12 protein-coding genes are annotated in these 15,305 nt (G+C 55.9%); 9 read left to right on the top strand and 3 right to left on the bottom strand.

The window, feature by feature from the left end; all coding sequences use genetic code 11:
* Positions 1-101: 101 nt before the first annotated feature.
* The 9 genes from DMR_RS23915 (at position 102) to DMR_RS25480 (ending at position 9,214) form a co-directional block, all read left to right on the top strand.
* Positions 102-452, top strand: a complete 351-nt coding sequence (locus tag DMR_RS23915; protein ID WP_015862773.1) for a hypothetical protein — start codon at positions 102-104, stop codon at positions 450-452.
* A 353-nt stretch (positions 453-805) separates the two neighbouring features.
* Complete coding sequence (locus DMR_RS19585) at positions 806-1,843, top strand: sugar ABC transporter substrate-binding protein (RefSeq protein ID WP_015862772.1); 1,038 nt, start codon at positions 806-808, stop codon at positions 1,841-1,843.
* 18 nt (positions 1,844-1,861) lie between these two features.
* A complete protein-coding gene (locus tag DMR_RS22655) occupies positions 1,862-4,801 on the top strand; it encodes a PAS domain S-box protein (protein ID WP_015862771.1) in 2,940 nt (979 codons plus the stop codon).
* Between the two features lie 236 nt (positions 4,802-5,037).
* A complete protein-coding gene (locus DMR_RS19575) occupies positions 5,038-6,174 on the top strand; it encodes a response regulator (RefSeq protein WP_015862770.1) in 1,137 nt (378 codons plus the stop codon).
* 68 nt (positions 6,175-6,242) lie between these two features.
* Positions 6,243-6,593, top strand: a complete 351-nt coding sequence (tnpA, locus tag DMR_RS25835) for an IS66 family insertion sequence element accessory protein TnpA (RefSeq protein ID WP_012750476.1) — start codon at positions 6,243-6,245, stop codon at positions 6,591-6,593.
* Positions 6,590-6,943, top strand: a complete 354-nt coding sequence (tnpB, locus tag DMR_RS19565) for an IS66 family insertion sequence element accessory protein TnpB (RefSeq protein ID WP_012750477.1) — start codon at positions 6,590-6,592, stop codon at positions 6,941-6,943. The genes tnpA and tnpB overlap by 4 nt, the downstream gene beginning before the upstream one ends.
* 106 nt (positions 6,944-7,049) lie before the next feature.
* Positions 7,050-8,564: an IS66 family transposase gene (gene tnpC / locus DMR_RS19560; protein WP_232502917.1), complete on the top strand. Its 1,515-nt coding sequence runs from the start codon at positions 7,050-7,052 to the stop codon at positions 8,562-8,564.
* Positions 8,565-8,605: 41 nt separating this feature from the next.
* Complete coding sequence (locus DMR_RS24780) at positions 8,606-8,773, top strand: diguanylate cyclase (RefSeq protein WP_015862769.1); 168 nt, start codon at positions 8,606-8,608, stop codon at positions 8,771-8,773.
* A 174-nt stretch (positions 8,774-8,947) separates the two neighbouring features.
* The gene (locus tag DMR_RS25480) at positions 8,948-9,214 is read left to right on the top strand and encodes a helix-hairpin-helix domain-containing protein (RefSeq protein WP_015862768.1); all 267 of its coding nucleotides are present in this window, start codon (positions 8,948-8,950) and stop codon (positions 9,212-9,214) included.
* 10 nt (positions 9,215-9,224) lie between these two features.
* Here the strand turns inward: DMR_RS25480 and DMR_RS22650 are convergent, their stop codons facing one another.
* The 3 genes from DMR_RS22650 to DMR_RS24970 form a co-directional block, all read right to left on the bottom strand.
* Positions 9,225-11,525 (bottom strand): diguanylate cyclase, encoded by a 2,301-nt coding sequence (locus tag DMR_RS22650; protein WP_052279032.1) that lies wholly within the window; start codon positions 11,523-11,525, stop codon positions 9,225-9,227.
* A 449-nt stretch (positions 11,526-11,974) separates the two neighbouring features.
* Positions 11,975-14,881 carry a PAS domain S-box protein gene (locus tag DMR_RS22645; RefSeq protein ID WP_015862766.1) on the bottom strand — a complete coding sequence of 969 codons (2,907 nt, stop codon included), beginning with the start codon at positions 14,879-14,881 and terminating at the stop codon, positions 11,975-11,977.
* Between the two features lie 106 nt (positions 14,882-14,987).
* Positions 14,988-15,164, bottom strand: a complete 177-nt coding sequence (locus tag DMR_RS24970; protein ID WP_158304265.1) for a hypothetical protein — start codon at positions 15,162-15,164, stop codon at positions 14,988-14,990.
* Positions 15,165-15,305 lie beyond the last annotated feature (141 nt).

Here is a 15,305-nt window from a genome sequence, read left to right as displayed (position 1 = left end):
GTGAAGGAGAGTCGGGATGGTGGCGAGTATAAGATATACGACAGTAAGGGAAAGTACCAGGGTCGGGCGAAGAAGTATTAGCTAATAGTGGAGCAGTTAGTATGTCAGGGTATTTGGTTGTGGATATACGGCATTGGCTTGATGAAAATGAAGAACCGGGTGTCCCCCAGCTAAAGAGCAAAGTCGACTTCTTGAAGGAGTTGATTGCTTATAAAACTGCATTTGAAGCCGGAATGGAAAATTTTCCTTTGCCGATATGTAGAAAGCGGCCTGGGCGTAAGCCGTGCAAAAGTCCTTTGAGGACTATGACGGAAGATAATGTGCAGGGAGTTGCTGGGAAAGTGATCTATTGGCAATGCCCAAAGTGCAAAGACAGTGGTATGGTCTATGGTTGGGAAGGGCTGATGTGCGACTTGTCAGGGCACGATTTTGAAGGGGAGAGTTTTAATTGAGCGGTTTATTATATAGTCCATTTGAAAATTTGCGGTCGTTTTTTAGGATTAAGGAACCACTGATTCGGTAATGTATTGTCGTCTCCAGAAAGCCTACCTCGTTAAATTATCTAGGAGCTTGTTTTATTCGTCCCGCTTTAGTGAAGTAAGGCGGCCTAAAAGTTCGGATGTCATATGTAGTTGTTTCGTCGCGTAGAAGTTTTTGTTTACAAGAGGCTTCGCGGGGCTGGCTCTATTACCAATCATATCGTGTTGGCGCGTCCAATTCAATGGCCTCTCGACACAAGTCCCTGTCGATGATATTTTATATTGGGACGCAAACAGTCTGAGGTCATGAAATTCGGGGAACTCCTATGAGATTCTTCTGCGCTGCCATCCTGTGTCTGGCTGCTCTTCCGGCCATGGCGGAAAATTTCAACGTGGGCGTACTCTTCTGGTCCATGAACATCCCCGGCCAGGTGGCTATGCGACATGGCTTGGAGGCCGAGGCGGCGCGGATCAACGCGCAGGCTAAGCGTGAGGGCAAACCCGGCGTGGTCCTTACTGTTCAGGTCGCCGGAGACGGCGAGACGGGCATTGAGAACCAGATTCGTCAGATGCGCGAACTCATCGGGCAGCAGGTTGACATAATCATTGTCCAGCCCACGGATAACGCCGCTCTCTCCAGACCGCTCAAGGAGGCCAACAACGTGGGCATTCCGGTGGTGGCCTACGACCAGTACATCAGCGGAGGGACCCTGGCCGCATACCGTACTTCGGACAACTTTCAGGCTGGATTTCTGGACGGGGAATACATCGCCTCCCTTGTGCAGCCCGACCGGGAAATCCGGCTGGTTCTCGTGGAGTACCCCCACGTCTCCTCGACCGTGGAGCGGGTCAACGGTTTCCTGGATGCCCTGCGTCAGTCGAAGAGGTCGTACAAGGTGCTCAAGACATATTCAGCTGTAGAGGCTGTGGGAGGGCGCAAGGCTGCGAAAGAAATTCTCAAGGACTTTCCTGCTAAGGGGAGTATCGACGTCATTTTTACCGTCAACGACGGTGGGGGCCTTGCCGTGGTGGAAGGACTGAAGGCGGCCGGACGAGACGAAATTTCAGTGGCCAGCGTCGATGGCGATCCCGCTTCGGTGGAGAACATTCGTGTGGGACGGCTGACCGTGATTGACTCCGCTCAATTTTGCGGGCCGCTCGGGGCCGCAGCCATGTCGGCTGCATACGCCCTGCTCACAGGTGAAAGTACCCCGTATCACGCCCTGGTCCCGGTATTCCCTGTCACGCGCGAAACGCTCGCTCTCTATCCGGGTTGGCTCGGCCCCATCCCTGAATCCTATTCCAAGCCCTGGCCGAGTGGCACGCCCACCTGGAGCGGGTCCCTTAAAGTCGTGAAGCCTTAAAGGGACTACGGACCGGCCATGATGCGCAAGGACAATACCTCACCCGACCAGATCGACCGCCGGATCGCCGCAAGTTTCGGCGCGGTGGTACTGCTTCTCAGTCTGACTACCGCATGGGTTGCCAGCCATCTCTATTTAAGCCTTCAGATGCAGGAGGAAAATCGGCTGGCGGGGGCCATCACCACGATCCTCAGTGAGGCAATCAATCGGGTCGCCTTCTCCGGCAAGCATCACTCCCGCCTGCTCGTGGAGGACATGCTCGCACGCGTTCCTGAACTGGCCTACATCAGTGTGGAGACCGAGGACGGCAGAGTGCTCGCGCATAGCAACCCGGCTCTGAACGATTCCAGCGTGTTGGGGGAGGAGCGGGATAACGCGATTAAAAGCCTTAAGACCGGTCGGTCGGTGCTCTCGGAGCAAAAAACGGCCAACGGGGTGATAAAGGAAATAGTGGTTCCCTACAAAGGCGGCTTCGACGCCCAGACGGTCGGGACAGTGCGCGTGGGCGTGCAAGTCGAGGCCACGCGCCTGGCACAGCAGGCCACTCTGTACAAGCTTCTCGTGTTGGTGGCGGCGCTCACGGCCTTTGCCATCGCCGCCGTCTACTTCCTGAGCCGTCGTTTTGGCGGGGCCATGCAGGTGCTTGGCTGGCAGTTGCAAGGGATACTTGGCCACGCTCCGATTGGCGTGGCCATCTGCGACAATCGCAGCCGCCTTCTGGCCCACAGCGCCGAACTCGGGAAGATGGCCGGCCACCCAGGTGAGAACGCCACCCTGGAGTCGGTTCTCAGCCGAGCGTTCCCTGAGGCATCCGTGGCTTTGTCCATGCTGCAAAGGCAAGTCTTCTCCGGAGCGCTCAAGGTTGAGCGGGAAGTGCGTTTCGAAACAAACGGGACTCCCCGGTACTGGCACATCAGCATGTTCCCCATCGCTCGCGACGATGCGAATCACCCTCTGTTGATCTGCACACTGATCCAGGACATTTCCGAGCGCAAGCAGGCGGAGGAGGCACTGCGAGCAAGCGAAAGTCAATTCAAGAGCCTGTTCAGTCAGTCGCCGATCTCGAATCTGATACACGACAAGGACAGCGGCGAAATCATCGACGCCAACACTGCCGCCTTTGTCTCATACGGGTACTCCTCGGTTGAGGAGTTGAAGGCTGGAAAATTTTGGTTGGAGAGGCCCTATTCTCTCGAAGAAGCCTTGGCCTGGATCCGGAAAGCCGCTGACCAGGGCCCACAACGATTCGAGTGGCTTAGTCGGCGAGTGACGGGTGAATTATTCTGGGAACATGTTCACTTAAGTCCCGTTGTCATAAACGGAGTGGAAAGAATCCTGGCGTCTGGGATAGACATAACTGAACGCAAACGCCTGGAAATGCGTTTGGCCGACCAGTTGGCCTTCAAACAGGCGCTCATGGACACTATACCCTACGCGGTGTTCTACAAGGACGCTGAAACCCGATTTATGGGATGCAATATTGCCTACGAGGAGACCTTCGGCATCAAGCGTGAGGATTTTATAGGCAAGCGTGTGTTGGATCTTGAATACCTGCCAGAGCAGGACCGCCATATCTACCAAGCTGAAGACGAGGCCACCATCGCCAGCGTTGGGTATGTGCGCAAAGAGATGGCAATTCCGTTTGTTGATGGACTGATCCACCAGACCCTGTACTCTGTCAATGGCTTCCGCCAGGCAGATGGCACCCCCGGCGGTATCATCGGTGTCATCGTGGATATTTCCGACCTGAAAAGGGCTGGGGTGGCGCTACGCGAAAGTGAGGCTCGCTACCGCTCGATCATTGAAAATATTCAGGACATGTACTACCGCACTGACGTCCAAGGGCGGCTCGTGCTCCTCAGTCCCTCCACGCCAAAGCAACTCGGCTACGATTCGGTTGACGAGGTGCTCGGATGTCTGGCATCGGACTTCTGGATGCAGCCTGAACTCAGACAGGAATTGCTGCTCCGTATCAAGACCGAAGGAGTTGTGAAGGACTACGAGGTGCTCCTCAAGGCCAAGGATGGAAAGCCGCTCCTCGTTTCTGCCACAAGTGCATACTATCACGATGACGAAGGCAACGTGCTGGGCGTAGAAGGTATATTCCGCGACATTACCGAGCGCAAGCGGGGGGAGGAGGCCCTGAAGAAGTCTCGCGATGAACTGGAGGAACGGGTGGCCGAGCGCACCAGGGAACTGACTGAAGCCAACGCCCGCCTTACCGAACTGGACAATCTCAAAAGCGCGTTCCTTAATACTGTTTCCCATGACCTCCGCACCCCCCTCACATCCATCCTGGGTTTTTCCAAGATCATTCAGCGCGACTTTACCCGTCGTTTCCTGCCTCTGGCCGAGGGCGACTCGGTCCTGCGCAACAAAGCCAGCAAGATACTGGACAATCTGGGGGTAATCGTATCCGAGGGAGAGCGCCTGACCCGGCTGGTGAGCGACTTTCTGGACCTGTCCCGCATTGAGGATGGGCGCTATGTTTGGAAGGACAAAACGACGGACTTGGGCGTGCTCATCAGGGGGGCGGTTTCTTCAATGAAGGGGGCACTGCTTCAGAAGCACGGCGTCCAGATACGGGTGGACGCTGACTCGCATCTCCCCGCTCTTTGGGTGGATCCTGATCGCATAGCTCAGGTGCTGACCAACCTGCTCTCCAATGCCATCAAGTTTACCTCCGAAGGAACTGTAACACTCACAGCCAGGGCCAGTACAGGGAGCATTAGAGTAAGTGTTGCGGATACTGGGATGGGAATCCCTCCCGACGAGCTTCCGATGATCTTCGACAAGTTTTATCAGGTAGGTGATGACACTCTGGTGGCGGAGAAGGGGACTGGCTTAGGGCTGGCCATCTGCAAGCAGATCGTGGAGCATTACGATGGGGCCATTTGGGTCGAGTCCACCCAAGGAGTAGGCAGCGTTTTCTTCTTTGAGTTGCCCCTGATCGCATAGAGGCATAAAGGGCGGTTCGGAATTCTGGGGATACCCAAAATGTTATTGCTCGGGCCGATCAGCAAATTTTGTGAGAGCAAGGATCTTGGACGAAATTGTATGCATATCTATTGTGATTATCGATAGACTGGTGAAGGTGGCGTAAGAATAACCTTTGATGCTTGGAGTATATTGTGACCAACTTCATATGTCTCTTTCAGGTGTCAAGCCTTTTGTTAATTGGACAGTAAGGACCTATGATCCAAAAGAGTTTCTCAGATAGCAGCGAACAGGTCTTGCTTGTCGAGGACAGCAAGACATTTGGCCGCATCATGAAGCGTCGCCTTGAAAACGATCTGCATGTTTCAGTGACGTGGAAAGAGTCCAAAGCCGATTATTTGGCGGCGCTCAACCAGGATGACGCGCGGTTTGACGCGGCGGTTCTCGATGTGAACCTGCCGGACGCGCCTAATGGCGAAATCATTGATCTCGTGCTTTCCAGGGGCGTGCCGTCCATTATCCTCACTGGTTCTTATGACCCAAACTTGCGGGAAAGACTATGGGAAAAACGCATAGCGGACTACATCCCAAAAGATTCAGTTCAATGCATCGACAATGCCGTGAACATGACACGACGGATACTACGAAACGCCAACACCACCTGTCTTGTGGTTGATGATTCACGAACAACACTCCACTATATCGAAACGCTGCTGTGCGCTCAAGGCTACAAAGTGCTCACGGCAGCCAACGGCAAAGAAGCCTTGGCAGCCCTTAATGATCATCAGGACATTAGGCTATTGCTCGTTGATTGCACAATGCAAGAGATGGACGGAGCCACGTTAGCACAGGAGGTGCGAAAGATATACAGTCCTGACAAGTTGGCTATTGTTGGTGTGTCAAATGCCGACGTGCCATCTACATCCATACGATTTCTCAAGAGTGGAGCGAACGATTACATTAAAAAACCTTTCCAGATAGAAGAATTTTATTGCCGAATATCCTTGAATATCGACATGGTGCTGCAATTTGAAACCATCAGGACCCTGGCCTACACCGACTTCCTGGCCGGTGTGTGCAACAGGCGGCGGTTGTTCGAACTGGCCGAAGCAACCTTAGCCGAAGCAGGTCGCCAGCGCCTGCCGGTCGCCGTGGCTATGCTTGACATCGACCATTTCAAACGGATCAACGACACCCACGGCCATGATGTGGGCGACATGACCTTGCGGCATCTGGCTGGCCTGCTCAAAAGCCATTTCGCCACACCAGACGGCAGCCGCCATGTGGGGCGCATCGGCGGAGAGGAATTCTGCGTCGTCGCGACGGGCGCGGCCGCCCAGGTCATGCCCGAAGCGTGTGAGGCCCTGCGTCACGCGGTGGAGGAATCAAAGTAACCGGTCAATCAACCCCTTCTTACGCCGCTTGAGTTTTCTGTCATGGTTTATCCCACAGGAGGGCGACCATGGCAGCGTCATCAGCAGAGCTCAGTTTCGAGAAGGCGGCGTACTGGTCTGAACATATTGAGGCTTGGCATCGTAGCGGCCTGAGCCAGGGGGCTTACTGCCGGCGGCAGGGTCTTTCCCAAAGTTCCATGGGCTATTGGCGGAAGCGTTTGGAGGCAGCGACTGGCAAGGAGGGCGCGTCCTGCGTCACCCTCGTTCCCGTGCCTCTGCCGGCGTCGGCCCAGGCGGACATGGCAACCGTGCCGGCACCGATCCTAGTGCACGTGGGCAACGCCTTTCGCATCGAGATCAGAGGCAACTTCGCCGCGCCGGTGCTGGAAAAGCTTGTCCGCACGCTGACACGGCTATGATGTCGCCGGTAAGCGGCGTCCGGGTTTATTTGGCTCTGGGAGCCACAGACATGCGCAAGTCCATCGACGGGCTGTCCATCCTGGTTTCACGGCAGCTGCAACTCGATCCGTTTGCCGGTCACCTTTTCGGCTTTTGCAACCGCAGCCGGACGATCATCAAGCTGCTCTACTGGGATCGCAACGGCTTTTGTCTGTGGCACAAGCGTCTGGAGCGGCATGTGTTTCGCTGGCCAACCCGCGAGGCGGAGGTGCTTGCCATTGACTCCCGGCAACTGGCCTGGCTGCTTGATGGTCTCGATCCCCTGGCCGTGACGGGACACTCCCGTCTGGAGTATTCGACGCTCTTTTAGACAGTATTGCCTTGATTAAATTGAATAATAATGAGAGATTGTTCGGGCCGTGGACATCAATTCCCTCCCTGACGACCCTGCCGCACTGAAAGCTCTCATTGTCAACATGGCTGCCAGTCAGGCTGACCAGCAAGAGCACATCGTCCAACTTGAGCAGCGCCTTCAGCTCCTGAACCTGATCATTTACGGCCCGAAGTCCGAGAAAAAGCCCCGTACCGGCCAGGAGCAGCAGCTCTCCCTGTTCGACGAGGCCGAGCAGACTGCGGAGGAGCACAAACCGCAGACCTTCGAGGAGGCCTGCGCCCCGGCGAGCACCCGCCGCAAACGCGGCCGTCGCCCCATCCCTGCGGATCTGCCCCGGGTGGAGATCATCCACGACCTGCCGGAATCGGAGAAGACCTGCCCCTGCGGCGCTGAGCTGGTCCGCATCGGTGAGGAAGTCAGCGAAAAGCTCGACATCGTGCCGGCCAAAATCCAGGTCATCCGCCACATCCGGCCAAAATACGCCTGCCGTACCTGCGAAGGTGTGGAGGACGATGGGCCGACGGTGAAAACCGCGCCCATGCCACCCCAAATCATCCCCCAGGGCATCGTGACTCAGGGCCTTTTGGCCCATGTCGCCGTGGCCAAGTATGCCGACGCGCTGCCCCTGTACCGCCAGGAGGATCAGTTCGCTCGCCTGGGGCTGGACATCTCCCGGGGAACCCTGGCTGGCTGGATGATCCGCGTAGCCAAGTCCTGCGATCCGCTCATCGACATGATCATCGCTGAAATTCGTTCCGGCCCCATCGTCAACATGGACGAAACCACGGTCCAGGTGCTTGCCGAACCAGGCCGGGCCAACACCACGAAATCATTTATGTGGGTCGCCCGGGGCGGAACACCGGGAAAACCGGTCGTCCTGTTTCGCTATCATCCGACCCGGGCCGGCAGCGTGGCTGCGGAAATTCTTGGCGATTTCAAAGGCTATCTGCAGACCGACGGCTACAGCGGCTATGAGGCCCTGGGCGAACGGGAAGGCCTGCGCCATCTCGGCTGTTTGGCCCATGTCCGGCGCAAGTTCGTCGAGGTCGAGAAGTCCGCTGGCAAGAAGGCCAAAGGCGGCACGGCCCATGCCGTCCTCGATCTGATCGGCAAACTCTACGGCGTGGAGCACCAAGCCGAAAGGCAACAGCTCAATCCGGAGCAGATCAAGGTCCTGCGAGCCGAAAAATCCAGGCCGATCCTGGACAAGCTTAAGGCGCTGCTCGATGCACGCGCCGCCACCACCCCGCCCAAGAGTCTGCTCGGCAAGGCCATTGGCTATGCTATCAAACAGTGGGAGCGGTTGGTCGTCTACCTGGAAGACGGCCGACTGCGTCCGGACAACAACCTGGCCGAAAACGCCATCCGCCCCTTTGCCGTGGGCCGCAAAAACTGGCTGTTCTCAGGCCATCCGCGCGGAGCCGACGCCTCGGCCACCATCTACTCCCTCATCGAAACGGCCAAGGCCAACGGGCTGGAGCCATACCGCTACCTGCGCCACCTCTTCGAGCACTTGCCGGCGGCAACCACTGACGCCCAACGCAAGGCCCTCCTGCCCCAGTACAGCGATCCTCAAAGCCTCATCATACCTGCCTGAGCTTATCCTGCTTCCTGCTCGCCCTAACAAGACGCGCCTTATTGAGCGCTTACGAATCAAAGCTGGAGACGACCGACGCAACGATATGCTTCACTGTCAGTATCGGCCTGGTCGAGGAGGATTTGGGGCGATTCGAGGATCTCCTCAAAGTCGCCGACGAGAAGCTCTACGCCGCTAAAACCGGCGGACGCAACAGACTCGTGCGTTGACCGTCTCCCCGACGATGGGGCTAGGGCGGTAGTTCTAGCTGCTTGGGACGACGTTCTCCCGGGTGAGATCATCAAGATGAAGGGGGAGTGGTCCAATCACCCCAAGTTCGGCGAGCAGTTCAAACTTGCATATTACAAGACGACTACTCCTGCCTCTGTCCACGGAATTGAGAAGTGCCTCGGATCTGGCTCATCAAGGGCATCGGCCCGGTCATGGCAAAAAGGATCGTCAAGCTGTTCGGGGAGGCTACTCTGGACGTCATTGAAGCAGACATCCAGAAGCTCATCGATGTGTCGGGCGTCGGCTCCAAACGGGTTGGGATGATCGGCCAGGCCTGGGAAGAGCAGAAAGGGCTGAAAGGACCATTGAAAATCACCTCGTTGGTGGCAAAGAGAGATTTCAAGCTACGCGGCTACGGATTCAGGAAAATATGTTTTTAAAAGGCTGCTGCTAGTATTCCTGGTCGCGCCACATGCTCTGCTCAAAGCAAAGCACTTTGTTTCGCCCGCCTTCCTTGGCTTTGTACAGGGCCACATCGGCAAATTTTATGGCCTTATAAAAGGAAGCGGCGTCTGTCGGGTATTCGGCGAAACCGACGCTGACGGTTTTGTGGATGGTCGTGCCATTTGGCAGGGGGAAAGCGTGGGCTTCGACAGTCTGGCGGATCTTTTCCGCCACCACGGCGGTGAAATTCGGGCGCACTTCATGGAGTAGAATGAGAAATTCCTCGCCGCCAAAGCGCACCGCCAGATCGGCGGCCCGCACCGTCTGGCGCACTAGGCCGGAGAGTTCCTTAAGGACCGCGTCTCCAGCCAGATGTCCGTATTTATCATTGACCTGCTTGAAATAATCCACATCAACCATGAGAAACCCGACGCGTTTTTCCGTGCGCCGTGAGATTTCTTCGTAATGATGCACGTAGCTGTCGAGGAAACGGCGATTGTGCAGGCCGGTCAGCGGATCGCGCAGGGATTGTTCTCGGGTTATTTCCAACAGATTGAGCGAAGTAAGAACCGGGGCACATTCTGTCAGGTATTTCTGCACGATGGACAATGCCAAGCGTTTGCTCGCAAAGGCTGCGGCCTCGGTCACAAAGGTCATTACGCCGCCCACAGCCCCGCCCATGACCATGGGCAGACAGCATCGGACATGGGTAGTTGGATCGACATGGAAAAAGGGGCATAGGGCCGGGGTCGGTTCGGAAAAGACCGGTTTGCCCAGGCGCTTGGCCCGGCACAGTTCAGGGCTGGCGAACATCTCCGAACATAGCGCGTCGGTGGCGGCGAAACAGTTGGCAGCGACGTTGGTCGCAAGCCCGTCGGCGGCGAACTCCAGGATGGCGAACTGCCCCAGTCCCAGGCTGCGTTGGCAGGCATCGCCTAAAATATTGTAAACTTCCCATCGGTTATAAACGCCCTGGATGTCGTGGCTAAAAGCGGTCAGGCCGGCCATGTATTCTAGGGAAGCGCTCACTTGGCCCAGTGACGACGGCCCTTGCGAGGCTTCCGAAGTCTGCAGCACCCCAGAGACCACCTGGTCCACCCGGCCCATAAACCCGCCCCAGAGACGCACGAGGGTGTTGACAGTGTGCCGCATCTCTACAAGTTCATCACCGCGCCGTCGGGCATAGACTGGACAGAGCCGGCAGTGTTTATAGCGGCTTAAAAAGATACAGGTGTTGCGGCTGACGGCCGAAAGAGCCTCGGACCCTGTTTCCAGATAACAGATACGCATGGGGTCGTGATAGACCGGACAGTCTGTTTTGGTGCAGTGCAGGATGTCTAGGCAATGGACAGGCGTGGTGTCTAAGCGTCCGGTAAAGTCTCCGGAGACGGTGTTGCCGAGAACGCGTTCAAGATGCGTGAGAAACAGCTTCACCCGGGCCACGTTCCAATAAATGTGAAACCACAGCACCATGGCCCCAAGCAGGAAGATAAGGCCGAAGACCAGGGACTCACTGACCGTTGATTTGAACAACGCCATGGAGTCGTAGCCGAGCAGGATGCCGCCGATGGCGCGGCCTTCGAAGTCTTCCAGGGGCAGGAAGCGATAAAAGGCGTTGCCTAGTCGTTCGGGTACTCCTGCATTGTCCAGTGCTTCAAGGACACGGTTTTCCTGGGGAAGGCTGAAACCGCGCCCGACGATCCATTTGCCGTGAACGCCCCGGATGCGGTTTTGGCCGAGCACGGATTCAAAGCGTTTGTCGAGCAGAAGCATCGCTCCGAAATAAGGCGGCAGGGCCGTGGTCTCCAGCAGGTTTTCAAGGGAGGTGGCCGCTTCTACTGTGCCGATGTGCTCGCCTGACCCGTCGTTTAAGGGGATGATGGCCCGCATGGCTGCGCCGCCGGGTCCGACTTCGATGCCCCGAAAAGGTGATCGGTACTTGTTGGCTTTGACCACGATGGGCCGGATGTCCGTGAGGTCGGCTCCGGCGGCATCCACGTCCCAAGTGCGCAGAAACGAAACCGCCGGTGGCAGATGAAAATGGAAATAGAGTGATTCGCGTCCGGTGGTGGCGCGCAGGCGTTCGGTATAGGGTAGGATGTAGCGGACAAGGTGGTCCTTGTCGCGTTGGCGCATGCTCTCGATCACTTCCGGCATGGCAGCGAGCGGCGAGACTTCGGACAAGAGTACGTCGAATTCGTTTGTGATCTTGTCTTGAATCCAGTGTTGGAACACGGACAGGCGACTGTCGACGGATTCAACGACCACCATATCCTGGTATCGCTGGAAGATAAAGGCCAGGGTCAAGCAGCCGAGTCCAAGAAGAGCAGCGGGGACAGTCAAAAATCGAAGCCTGAGACTCCAGTTTGTTGGATTCAATATGCTTGATTTCTTGAGATCATTGAGGAGGCTGGAGTCAGATGAGGGCCGACTGCGGGAGGGGGCATTGGTGCTTGGGGTCGGCATCGGACAGCCTCCTGCCATGGGGATATCCCATGAAGATCAATGCTGAAAAGCATGGTTTCTATAAGTACTTTTTCAAAACGCGGCAATCAGATTTCCAAAACTCGGATGAGACTCGTGACTGCTCCGATGATGGCCAGTTCCATCGCTTCACCTCCAATCCCACGGCAACTGGATTCACAGTCAGGAAGGGGCGTTCAGCAGGCAGTGATATATTCCCGCCAGCACCCATCCAATTAGACAAAGCCACGCCCCGTCCCCCGTCATCACGTAGCCTCTCTTCTGCCGCTGCATCATTGAATCTTTTCCTTCATGCAAATAACTCTCTCAATCACCTCAACCAGCGCTGCCTTATCCACAGGCTTCGAAATATAATCGTCCATGCCCGCTGCCAAAAATGATTCTTTGTCTCCAGTCATTGCGTATGCTGTCATGGCTACAATGGGTATGCTCGACTTCGCTCCAAGATTGCTTGCCCCCCTGATTGCCTTTGTGGCTTCGACGCCGTCCATGACAGGCATTTGGACATCCATAAGGATCAGGTCGAAGTCCTCTTTAGTCAGTCGTTGTAGCGCTTCCTGGCCATCCTTTACGGCAGTGACTGAGTAGCCGGATTTTTCAAGCATCCTCTTGCAGGTAATTGAGCTTAATGAATCATCCTCAGCGAGAAGTATGCGCGAAGGACTGTGTTCAGGGGATGACACTTCATGCGCGACAAGTTCCTCTGGTTTCTGCTTAGTTGCAGGAAGCTTGAACGGCAGCGAGAGATAGAATGTCGTCCCTTCGCCAGGGGTGCTATCGATCGATATGTCTCCATCCAGGAGCTTCACCAGCCGACGAACGATGGAAAGTCCCAGGCCAGCCCCTTGGAAACGTCGAGTATATGAGCCCTCAGCCTGAACAAATGGCTCAAAAATGTCCTTGAGTTGTTCCTCGGAAATCCCAATCCCCGTGTCACTGACTGTCACCAACACACGGACCGAAGAGTCGCTTGATCTCGGCAATAAAGAAGCATCGATTCGGATTTTTCCTTTTTCAGTAAATTTTATTGCGTTTCCTACAAGGTTAAAAAGGATTTGTCGAAGCCGAGCCTCGTCTCCAACCAATAGCATGGGCAGGATGTTATCCCACCTGAACTCTAAAAGAAGTCCTTTTCCACGCGCCTCCATGTCAAAAAGTTCGCTAATGGAGTCCCAAATCATCTTGATGTCGAATTCTGACTCAACAATCTGCATCTTACCTGCTTCAATCCTTGAGATGTCAAGAATATCAGAAAGAAGACGGGTCAGTCTATTTGTAGATCGGATCGCTCCCAACAGGTACTCTTTCTGTTCGTCATTCGGATCAGTAGTCTTAAGCAATTGAAGCATTCCGAGAATGCCGTTGAGCGGGGTGCGTATTTCATGGCTCATGTTGGCAAGAAATACTGATTTTGCCTTGTTGGCTGATTCCGCCTCTTCCTTGCTTTGCTTGAGGGCCTCTTCGGCCTGTTTGCGCTGGCCGATGTCCAGGGAGATCTGCACGCGCACAGTCTTGCCGTCGAACCATGGCAGGATGCGGTCGTGGTTAAGTTGCCATCTGCCTGAAATGGGGTTGCGATCCTCCCAAACGCTGGCGTTGGCCTCCCCTTCCGTATTCGCGCTCATCCTTTCGATGGGACAGTTCTCACAGACGCAGGACTTGTCCCGGAAGATGGCATGGCAGACTCCGCCGACACCATCCCTGCCCAGAGCCTCCTTCAGCGCCCGGTTCATGAACAAGACTTCCCGGGTGGAGACATCCACCACGTTTACCAAGGCTGGGATGCCGTCCAGGACGGCGGCGAGGGTCCTGTTTGCTTCCGCCAGCTTGCGCTCGGTATCTTTTCGGGACGTAAGGTCCGACACGATCCCCAGCACATGCGGGACGCTGTGCAGTTCCAGCTTGGCTGCACGAACCTCGACCGGAAAAATTGTGCCGTCTTTGTGCCTGTGGCGCGACTCAAACGTCATGCCGGTTGCGGACTGCATGACTTCCTGGAAAAAAGCAGGGTCGTTCTTGGATGAATTCGCGTCGACATCCGGGATGGCCATTGCCAGGAGCTCTTCTCGCATATAGCCGGTCTGCTGTTCCGCCGCAGCGTTGACCTCCACGAGCCGGCCGCTCTCATCTGCGAGGTAGATGGCGGCGGCCGCGTTCTCCACGACGGCACGCAGGCGCTCCCGGCTTTCCTCAAGGTCTTCCAACGCCTTTTGCCGCGCGGTGACGTCCTGGACGATGGAAAACAATAGCTCCTTGCCCCCACTCTCCACGGGGGTGGAAATTACCTCAACGGTCTTGACGTCCCCGGTCTTGAGTTTGTGGGGGAATATGAACTGCTGCTTGTATCCAGACATGGCCAGGGCGCGCATGGATGCAATCTCTTCCGGTGAGAGCATGTTGATTTGGCTGATGTTCATGCCCTTGAGTTCTTCCAGGCTGTATCCGTAGAAATCGACCGCACCCGCGCTGGCGTCCGTGATTTTCCCGGAGAGCGGTTCGATGAGTAGGAATAGAGCCTTGTTTCCGTGAAACAATGATCGAAACCGTTTCTCGCTGCGCGACAATTCAGCTTGGAGCGCTTCCATGTAGGCCATTATGATGGCCACTGCGGCAAGAAGTCCGAGTACCGCGCCGATGAGGAATCCCCATGGGGCAAACCAGGCCATCGGACGCAGGAAAGGATAGTCGAAGTGGTGAAGGCCCCACAGGATCATCGCGCATCCGGCAATGCGCCCGCCGATGCTCTCGCCGCGCGACTTTCGGATGAGGACCAGGCCGTTATAAATCTGGCTCGATCCGAAGAAAAAATAATTGGGGATGAAGAACCACGGATTGGGGACGGCGAACATCACTGCCGCGACGGGCCACAGCACGGCCCCTCCCACTGCGGCGAAGAACCATCTCCTTGGCGACTTGCCGACGTAATAGAGCGACCCCAGGAGCAGAAGCGATCCCGTGCAGGCCACCAGCATCTGTTCCATGATGGCCAGGTAGACGATGGGGCCGTAGGTCGTGTTGACAAGGATGGTCACATTGCGCAACGCGTGAGACAGCCACGCCATGCCCCATAGCATCAGCGAGGCACTGCGATATTTGGCATAGAGGAAGCAATACAGGAATCCGACAATTGAAAAACAGACGGTCCCGGCGAAAAGGGCGACAGTAAGCCAGTTGTTCATATATACCACCATTCATATATGCAGCAAATCCTGGAAGTGTAAATCTGGGCCACCGAAATATCTGGTCAAGCAGAAGGAGTCTAGTTTGGTATACAGTGCTGTCCGGCTAAAGGTCAAATATATATTCAAAACCTCCGGGGGGAATACACAGAATCCGCACGGTGTGATTATTCGCCGGCTCCACCCCGGCTTCCTTGAGGAACTGCCACAGATATTCCATCTCCTGAACTAAGCGTCTGGTCAGTTTGCCGGCGTCGTTTTGCCGGTCGTAGTACTTGCTCACGAGGAGAATCAAATGGGCTTAGAACATGTTCCATTCGCCGACTGAGAGCGGGGCTTTTTCGCCATATGGCAAAACCGCATCCGCTCCTTGTGCATCTACGTGCGCACTTTGCTATTTCGGTGTCTTTCCGTTCCGAGAGTG

This window comes from Solidesulfovibrio magneticus RS-1, assembly GCF_000010665.1.
GTDB lineage: Bacteria > Desulfobacterota > Desulfovibrionia > Desulfovibrionales > Desulfovibrionaceae > Solidesulfovibrio > Solidesulfovibrio magneticus.
The sequence above is the reverse complement of the archived record's forward strand: the minus strand, read 5'-3'. Positions and strand labels throughout refer to the sequence as shown.

Bases quoted from the DNA above. Each gene is read 5' to 3' on its own strand.
- DMR_RS23915 (WP_015862773.1), top strand. From the start codon at position 102: ATGTCAGGGTATTTGGTTGTGGATATACGGCATTGGCTTGATGAAAAT.
- DMR_RS19585 (WP_015862772.1), top strand. From the start codon at position 806: ATGAGATTCTTCTGCGCTGCCATCCTGTGTCTGGCTGCTCTTCCGGCC.
- DMR_RS22655 (WP_015862771.1), top strand. From the start codon at position 1,862: ATGATGCGCAAGGACAATACCTCACCCGACCAGATCGACCGCCGGATC.
- DMR_RS19575 (WP_015862770.1), top strand. From the start codon at position 5,038: ATGATCCAAAAGAGTTTCTCAGATAGCAGCGAACAGGTCTTGCTTGTC.
- tnpA (WP_012750476.1), top strand. From the start codon at position 6,243: ATGGCAGCGTCATCAGCAGAGCTCAGTTTCGAGAAGGCGGCGTACTGG.
- tnpB (WP_012750477.1), top strand. From the start codon at position 6,590: ATGATGTCGCCGGTAAGCGGCGTCCGGGTTTATTTGGCTCTGGGAGCC.
- tnpC (WP_232502917.1), top strand. From the start codon at position 7,050: ATGGCTGCCAGTCAGGCTGACCAGCAAGAGCACATCGTCCAACTTGAG.
- DMR_RS22645 (WP_015862766.1), bottom strand. From the start codon at position 14,881: ATGAACAACTGGCTTACTGTCGCCCTTTTCGCCGGGACCGTCTGTTTT.